This window comes from Kineosporia sp. NBRC 101731, assembly GCF_030269305.1.
Lineage (GTDB): Bacteria > Actinomycetota > Actinomycetes > Actinomycetales > Kineosporiaceae > Kineosporia.
Map to the genome: position 1 here is coordinate 40,812 of NZ_BSTC01000026.1, position 7,085 is coordinate 47,896.

The following is a 7,085-nucleotide window of genomic DNA, read 5'->3' on the forward strand; positions in this document are numbered from 1 at the left end:
CGTGGGCGGGGCGTTACGCACTGGTGGCATGCAGGCGGCGGATGAGCACGAGCAGGAAGGGAGCCCCGACGAGGGAGGTGATGATGCCGATCGGGAGCTCCTGGGGCTGGAGCAGGGTACGGGCGATGGCGTCGGCGACGATCAGGAAGATCGCGCCGAGCAGGGCGGCGACCGGCACGGCCCGTGAGTGCGTGGCGCCCACCAGACGGCGGGCGAGGTGTGGCACGACCAGACCGACGAACCCGATGCTGCCCGAGGCCGCGACCAGCACGCCGATACACAGGGAGACCAGCACCAGCAGTCGGGTGCGGAACCGGTCGGGTGAGATGCCCAGCGTGTGGGCGGTCTCATCGCCGATGGCCAGTGCGTCCAGACGGCGGCCCCACAGCGTCACCAGACCCACCGTGATCACGACCACCGCCACCACGACACTGATCGAGGTGCCCCACCGGGCCAGCCCCAGCGAGCCGAGCAACCAGAACATCACCGAGCGGGAGCCCTCGGCCGAGTCGGAGGCGAAGATCAGGAAGCTGGTCAGCGCATAGAGGGCGTAACCGACGGCGACCCCGGCCAGGAGCAGACGCACCGACGTGACCCGGCCGCCGGAGCGAGCGATCAGGAAGACGAGAAAACTGGCGGCCAGGGCCCCCAGGAAAGCGCTGAAGGGCAGGGCATTCTCGCCGAACCCCGCGCCGACGCCGAAGAGGATCGCAGCCGCCGCGCCACTGGAGGCGCCGGAGTTGATGCCGAGCAGGTACGGATCGGCCAGCAGGTTGCGCACCATGGCCTGCAACGCGGCCCCGCACACGGCCAGCCCCGCCCCCACGCAGGCGCCGAGAATCACCCGCGGCAGGCGCACCTGCCACACGATCGCGTCGTGCGGCCGGCTCCAGGTCATCTCGCCGGGCACCCCGACGAGGTGATGGCCGATGATCCGGACCACCGCGCCCGGCCCGATCGCCACCGCGCCGACACCGACCCCGAGCAGCACACTCAGCACCAGCAGCGCACCCAGCCCGATGATCCAGCTCCAGGCCCGGCGGCGCTGACCGCCCAGGCCGAGGTCGGAGACCACCGGCTGCCCCACCATGCATCACCCTCTCGTCCGACTATTGCGAAGAGTATGCAATAAGACAGGGGGCGGTGACATCGGGGTCCATTCGCCGGCTGCGTCTTCAGGCCAGAACCCGCCAGATCGGTCCGGGTTCCGTCCGGCACATCGCATGATCTCCCCGCAGCAGAAAATCTCGTGTCGCCGGACTAGACATCGATTCTCGGGCGAGGTAAATTTTCTGTCGTCGAAGAGAACAACCCGACAGCGCGGCAGATATGAACTGCTCGCGAACGCAGTGAATGACGCAGCAAGAGAAGCAGTAAGAGAACGGGTCGGGGCCCCAGGCACGGAGGGGCCGCCCGGCCACAGAGTTCCAGCACGTCGTTGTCAGTTCCAGCACGTCGTTGTCTCAGCACGAGGGGAAAGGAACTCATCCCGTCCGATCGCCCATCCTTGCAGGGAGTTCTCCTGCCGGGGTTGGTTACCGCAGTCCCATCAGATTGAGGGGTGGTCTCCGGTCAGAATGACGCGATCCTTGCAGGGCCTCCGTTCGTGGCGGTCGCTGCAGGTGTGACCTACCGGTCTCAGGGCCGGTGGATGATGTCCGATCTTCCATCAGGGGCCCCGGTGCTACGCACCGGGGCCCCCTCGACGTATGTCTACGCGTGCAGGTCCAGCCCGACTTTCTCGACGAAGTATCAGCAGCGATCGACCGGAGTGCGATGAGCAGTAGAGGTAACCTTGATGACGATCACTACCCCGCGTACACGATGGGCAGAGCCGCCGAAATGATCGGCGCCACCCCCGGATTCCTGCGCAGCTTGGACGAGGCCAAACTCTTCGTCCCCCAGCGTTCCGCGGGCGGCCACCGCCGCTACACCCGTTACCAGCTGCGTCTCGCCGCGCGGGTGCGAGCCCTGCTGGACGAGGGCACCGCCCTGGAGGCGGCCTGCCGTATCGTCATCCTCGAAGACCAACTCGCAGAGGCCCAGCGCATCAACGCCGAATACCACTCCAAGCCCGACCGGAACGGTTCTCAGCGGTAACGAACGCCGCGGATGAGCATCAGATCGGGGACATCCGCATGATCAGCGACGAGATCGACGTAACCGTCCGGGCGCAGGAGAAACACGGCGTCGGCCCCGGACGGGACGTCGTCATCGGCCTCCCCCACCTCGGCAGTGACCGGCGAGCTTCGTCGAACGTCGAGGATACGAAGCTGGCCTTCCTGGTCCCGTCAAGAGACGCGGACGCCGAGATCCCCGACCGCATCGGCATAGTAGGTGCTGGAGACGTGAAAAGTGACCTGGCGCAGCGTCCAGGCCGAGTCCTCGACGCGGTCGCGTCTCTCGTCGTCGATGCTGTTCAACCGAATGCGCCAGATCTGCGCCAACCGGGTCAGACGGCTGGTCGCCTCGTCCAGGTCTTCGTCGGTGAAGAGGGCCAGGTCAGCCGGGGTGGTGATGGCGGAGTGGTGCCACCGGTCGACCAGAGGCGCCTGCCCGGCCAGGCGAGCTTCGAGCTCGGCCAGGTGGTCGACGAGATGGTCGGCGATGCGGCGGATCGCCTTGTGAGGCGTGTAGATCCGATCGTCGGCCAGGATCGGCCGGCCATCCCAGAGCGTCCAGGTCCGGGCCAGCTGCAGCGCGTGCACCACCGATGCCTCGACCAGATGAGCTGGATCTCGGTCGTCCGTCTCCGGAACTTCATCACTCATGCGCGCGGGTCTCTCCTGTTCGGCGAACCGTGATCGGCCAGGCAGAGCAAGACCGTACGACCCGGACGGTTCAGCGGCCGCCGAACCGTGCTCGTCCCAGGAAGTCTCCACGGCAGAGCTCTTGACGGCAGAGCTCTTCGCAACCGGTCGCCGGCCCTGCGCGCGCTCCCGCTCCCGCCAGAACGCGGCCTACCGGCCGTCATGAGCCAGCAGCTCGTGGTGAGCCGGTTCCCGAGGGCGAGCGCGGCCAGGGCCACCGGCACGACGACCAGGGGAGACCAGGGGACCAGGGCTGCCGGAACTGTCCGCCGGCCGGCTGTTCAGGGCGCCGGGGCCCTGTCAGCGGATGATGCTCCCGTGGAGCACCGCGTCCGTGCCCCAGCACTGGCTCAGCCCCATCCTCAGGCAGAGCTGGTGCAGGGCCTGCGAGTGCAGTTCGACGACGCGTGAAGGGCGGCCGGGGTTGTCGTCACCGTCGGAGAAGTGGCCCAGCACGTAAGGGAACTCGGGTGATCCTTCGGCTGCGACGGACCGCAGGACAGCGGTGCGGCCCAGCGGCCGGACGGCGGGAGTGCCCGGTCCGAACAGCGTGACGGTGAAGGTCGACGGTACCGCGGCCGGCGCCCCCTCCATCCCGAGCATCGCGGCGGTGACGTCGGCCCGGGCCTCCAGGCGGCGGTTGATCTCCTGCACCTGGTCGAGCTCGACGGTGTGAGTGGTAGCTGCGGGCTGGTGACGAACGGTCATGATGAACCTCCGGTGCCGGGGAGTCCCGTACCCGTACCCCCTTGTGCGGTTGGCCGTGCCCGGCCGCTGCGCTGGTCTTCCGGGACTCAACTGCGAAGACGTGTCCGATCATGCGCCTGCGGCGGCCCGCTGCCCTCGCCATTGACCCGCAAGCTGCTGCGGGTTTTCCGCAGTCCCCCTTCCGTCCGGTCCTACGCTGGGGTCGTGGAGGACGAACGGATCTGGCGCATCGTGCTCGCCGACGACCATTCGATGGTGCGCACCGGACTGCGCGCCCTGCTGGAGGCCGACCCGCGCTGTCATGTGGTCGGCGAGTGCGGCAACCTGTCGCGGCTGGCCGGTGAGGTGGACGGGACCGGGGCCGACCTGGTGGTGCTGGACATCTCGCTGGGCCGGGAGAACGGTCTGGACGCCGTGCCGGCGCTGCTCGCGCTGGTTTCCCCACCGCGTATCCTGGTGCTGACCATGCACGACGACCCGGCGTTCGCCCGGGAGGCGTTGGGCCGGGGCGCGCACGGCTACCTGCTCAAGGAGGCTGCCGCGACCGAGCTGATCCGGGCGATCGAGCTGGTCATGGCCGGCGACACGTACCTGCAGCCGCAGCTGGGCGCCCAGCTGGCCCGGCACGAGCCGACCCCGGCCGAGCGGCTCAGCGAGCGTGAGCGTGACGTGCTGCGGTTGCTGGCGCGCGGGCACACCAACGCCGAGATCGCGCACGAGCTGTTCATCAGCCTGCGCACGGTCGAGGCGCACCGCGCCGGTCTGCGAACGCGGCTGGGTGTTCATCACCGGTCAGAATTGGTGGACGAGGCCCGCCGGCTCGGGTTGCTGGGATGACTCAGGTGCTGGGATGACTCGGGTTGCTGGGCTGGGTGGCTTCGCGCGGTGGTTGCGCAGCCCGGACCGGCGACCGGTGCTGCTGGGTGCCAGCGTCGGGATCACGCTGGCCCTGGTCAGCGTGGGGATGGAACTCACCGACGCCGAGCCGCAGCTGATGATGTGGGTCGGGGCCACGGCCGGTGCCTGTTTCCTGGCGAGTGCGCCGTGGGTGCGAGGCGACGCCGACCGGGTGATGACGGTGCGGGCCCGGCTGCTGATCGGCGCCAGCTGCTCGGCGGTGCTGGCGGTGATCGGCCTGTGGCGGGCTACGGGCCGCGACGAACCCGCGGTGCTGTTGTTGCTGGTGCCCTCGCTGCTGTTGTTCGTCACCGGGTTCCTGACCATCCGGGAGGCCGGCCTGGCCGGTCACGCGCGCCGGGTACGGCAGCTGCGGGCCCGGTTCCAGGGTCAGGAGGACGAGCGCCGTCGCTGGGCACAGGAGCTGCACGACCAGACGCTGCAGGATCTGGCCGCGATCGAGTTCTGGCTGGCGGGACTGTCACGCACCCAGGACCCGGCGAAACTGGCCGCCGGGGTGCAGGATGCGCGCGGGATGGTCCGCGAGCAGATCGGAGTGCTGCGGCACCTGATCACCCAGATGCGCCCACTGGCCCTGGACACCCTGGGTCTGAGCGCGGCCGTGCAGGACCTGGCCCGACGCGGCGAGTCACAGGACGACGTCGAGGTCACCTGCGACGTCACCGCCCTGCCCGACGACCTGCCGCCCGACACCCAGGTCGCGATCTACCGGATCGTCCAGGAAGCCCTGACCAACGCCCTGCACCACGCCGCCGGCCGCACCGTCGACGTACGAGCCGCCCGCGACGGCGCGGCCCTGCTGATCACGGTCCGGGACGACGGCCGCGGCATCCCCGACCCGGACCTGACCGACCCCTCGGGGGCATCGTTCGGCCGGATCGGCATGCGTGAGCGAGCCGACTCCCTGGGCGCCCGCCTGACCTGGACCCTCCCGAGCGGTGGTGGCACCTTGGTGACACTAAGAATCCCGGGTATCAGTTCCACCAGCTGAGCCGCTCGAACGAGATGCAAATATCCCAGAACGCTGCCATGCCGGAACCCTGCCCTTCTCGAACCCTGCCTCCTATATTCCCGCTGAGCCGATCTCCGGCATCTTGGCCGTATCCCGCGCGAAATCGGTGGCTTTCCGGTGGAACGACGGTTGCCGGAGTACCGTCTCGATGGCCGTCCGGAGTCGCTGCCGCAACGGGCCGTCCGCGAACGGTTCCACGGTGAGCCCGGCTCCGGCCTCGGTCACGATCCGGGCGTTGACGGGCTGATCGGCCATGAACGGCACGACCACCACCGGGACACCGTTCTCCAGGGCACCGAACGTCGTCCCCGCGCCCCCGTGGCAGACGACGACCGAGGCCGCCGCGAGCATCCGGTCCTGATCGACCCAGTCCGCAACGGTCACGTTCGGCGGAATCTCCTCCAGCGCCAACCCTCGGCCGGGTTCCAGTCCCAGACGCGCTCCGGCCCCGCCGGTCGTGAGGACGGCCCGTGCCGGCAGATCCCGCAGCGCCTCCAACGCCTCCCGGTAGACCTCAGCCGCGCCCGGGAGCGAGCTGACCACGGTCCCGAACGACACGAACACCTGCGGCCCGGTCTCTGCGGATCCCAGGGCGTCTCGTTGTCCCAGAGTCTCGAGCTCTCCAGGATTCTCAGGTTGTCCCGGAATCTCTTGCTGCCCCAAAGTCTCGCGCCGAACCAGAGTCTCGCGTTGACCCAGTGTCTCGAGCTTCCCCAGCCCTGCATCGACCCTGACCCTGCGTGTGTCGGGGTAGGACGAGGGGTCGAGCCACCCCGGGAGCCTGGTGAAGTACGTGGATGTCCGGATCGCCTCGACCACCCCGGCAGCGCGTTCCTCCAGGACCGGGGTGACGCCCTCCAGGGCACCGGCCTCGACCATGGCCAGACCGATGGCGATCTGCGCGTGCCGGATCCCGCAGCGGTGGGCCGCGATCGCGCCGGCAAACTCGGCGGCCTCGTGCAGCACCAGGTCGGGCTCCCACTCCCGGCAGGCTCTTTCCAGAACAGGAAGGTAGGCCGTCGTGTTCAGACCGGCGAAGATCTCCCGGTCCACCGAGGCCGGCTGCCCGGACCGCACCCGCGACCAGACCTCCGCAACAGCGGCTTCGGGCGGATCGGGCAGGAGCAGCACCCGCGCGCCGAGAGCATCCGCCTGGTCACGGCGAACCGGTGGCACCGCCACGAGGACATCGTCCCCTCGCCTCCGCAATGCCTCCACGAACGGAATCACCGGACCGAAGTGTCCCGCACCGGACGAAGAACTGAAGAGAATTCGCACAACCTCACAACCTAGACGCTCAAACCCTGTCGGTTCCATCCGGTGCATGGCATGGCCGATGTCACTGCTCAGGGAGGGGAACAACCTCGCGAGCGGAGCCGTGCGGCCTCCCCGTCCCCTCAAAAGGGCGGTTCGCCCCAGTAATGTTCGGGGATAGTGGATTTCGGTTGGATGTGCGGGCTGATGCGTTGTAGTTCCTGTTGCCATTCCTGCTGGCGGATGTGGTCTCGGTTGGTGTGGTCGGGTTCTCCGGGGAGGGGTTCGGGGATTTCGATGTGTTTCTGGCCCAGGCGGCTTTGCCATGCGATGGTTCCGGTGGGGTAGGGCTCGTCGGGTCGGGTCAGGCGGAGGGTCCAGCC

9 protein-coding genes are annotated in these 7,085 nt (G+C 68.7%); 3 read left to right on the plus strand and 6 right to left on the minus strand.

Going from position 1 to position 7,085, the window contains the following annotated elements; translation table 11 throughout:
- Positions 1-13 precede the first annotated feature (13 nt).
- On the minus strand, positions 14-1,090 hold the full coding sequence (locus QSK05_RS35305) for a FecCD family ABC transporter permease (protein WP_285601771.1): 1,077 nt from the start codon (positions 1,088-1,090) through the stop codon (positions 14-16).
- A 686-nt stretch (positions 1,091-1,776) separates the two neighbouring features.
- On the opposite strand from QSK05_RS35305, the gene QSK05_RS35310 reads away from it, so the two are divergent.
- Entirely contained in the window at positions 1,777-2,100 is a 324-nt protein-coding gene (locus QSK05_RS35310) for a helix-turn-helix domain-containing protein (RefSeq protein WP_285601772.1), read from the plus strand.
- Here QSK05_RS35310 and QSK05_RS35315 read toward each other — a convergent pair.
- The 3 genes from QSK05_RS35315 to QSK05_RS35325 all read right to left on the minus strand — a co-directional run bounded on the left by QSK05_RS35315 (position 2,091) and on the right by QSK05_RS35325 (position 3,518).
- Positions 2,091-2,228, minus strand: coding sequence for a hypothetical protein (locus QSK05_RS35315; protein WP_285601773.1), 138 nt, complete (start codon positions 2,226-2,228; stop codon positions 2,091-2,093). The two genes, QSK05_RS35310 and QSK05_RS35315, sit on opposite strands and share 10 nt — an antisense overlap.
- Before the next feature lie 63 nt (positions 2,229-2,291).
- Positions 2,292-2,771 (minus strand): hypothetical protein, encoded by a 480-nt coding sequence (locus tag QSK05_RS35320; protein WP_285601774.1) that lies wholly within the window; start codon positions 2,769-2,771, stop codon positions 2,292-2,294.
- Positions 2,772-3,110: 339 nt separating this feature from the next.
- Positions 3,111-3,518 (minus strand): hypothetical protein, encoded by a 408-nt coding sequence (locus tag QSK05_RS35325; protein ID WP_285601775.1) that lies wholly within the window; start codon positions 3,516-3,518, stop codon positions 3,111-3,113.
- Between the two features lie 204 nt (positions 3,519-3,722).
- On the opposite strand from QSK05_RS35325, the gene QSK05_RS35330 reads away from it, so the two are divergent.
- Together QSK05_RS35330 and QSK05_RS35335 are read left to right on the plus strand one after the other, a co-directional pair.
- Complete coding sequence (locus QSK05_RS35330) at positions 3,723-4,355, plus strand: response regulator (RefSeq protein ID WP_285601776.1); 633 nt, start codon at positions 3,723-3,725, stop codon at positions 4,353-4,355.
- Between the two features lie 13 nt (positions 4,356-4,368).
- Positions 4,369-5,427 carry a sensor histidine kinase gene (locus QSK05_RS35335; protein ID WP_285601777.1) on the plus strand — a complete coding sequence of 353 codons (1,059 nt, stop codon included), beginning with the start codon at positions 4,369-4,371 and terminating at the stop codon, positions 5,425-5,427.
- Between the two features lie 72 nt (positions 5,428-5,499).
- Here QSK05_RS35335 and QSK05_RS35340 read toward each other — a convergent pair whose 3' ends face one another.
- Positions 5,500-6,630 (minus strand): nucleotide disphospho-sugar-binding domain-containing protein, encoded by a 1,131-nt coding sequence (locus QSK05_RS35340; protein ID WP_285601778.1) that lies wholly within the window; start codon positions 6,628-6,630, stop codon positions 5,500-5,502.
- A 215-nt stretch (positions 6,631-6,845) separates the two neighbouring features.
- Positions 6,846-7,085 (minus strand): hypothetical protein (locus QSK05_RS35345; RefSeq protein WP_285601779.1); only part of this gene is annotated, 240 nt, incomplete at its 5' end.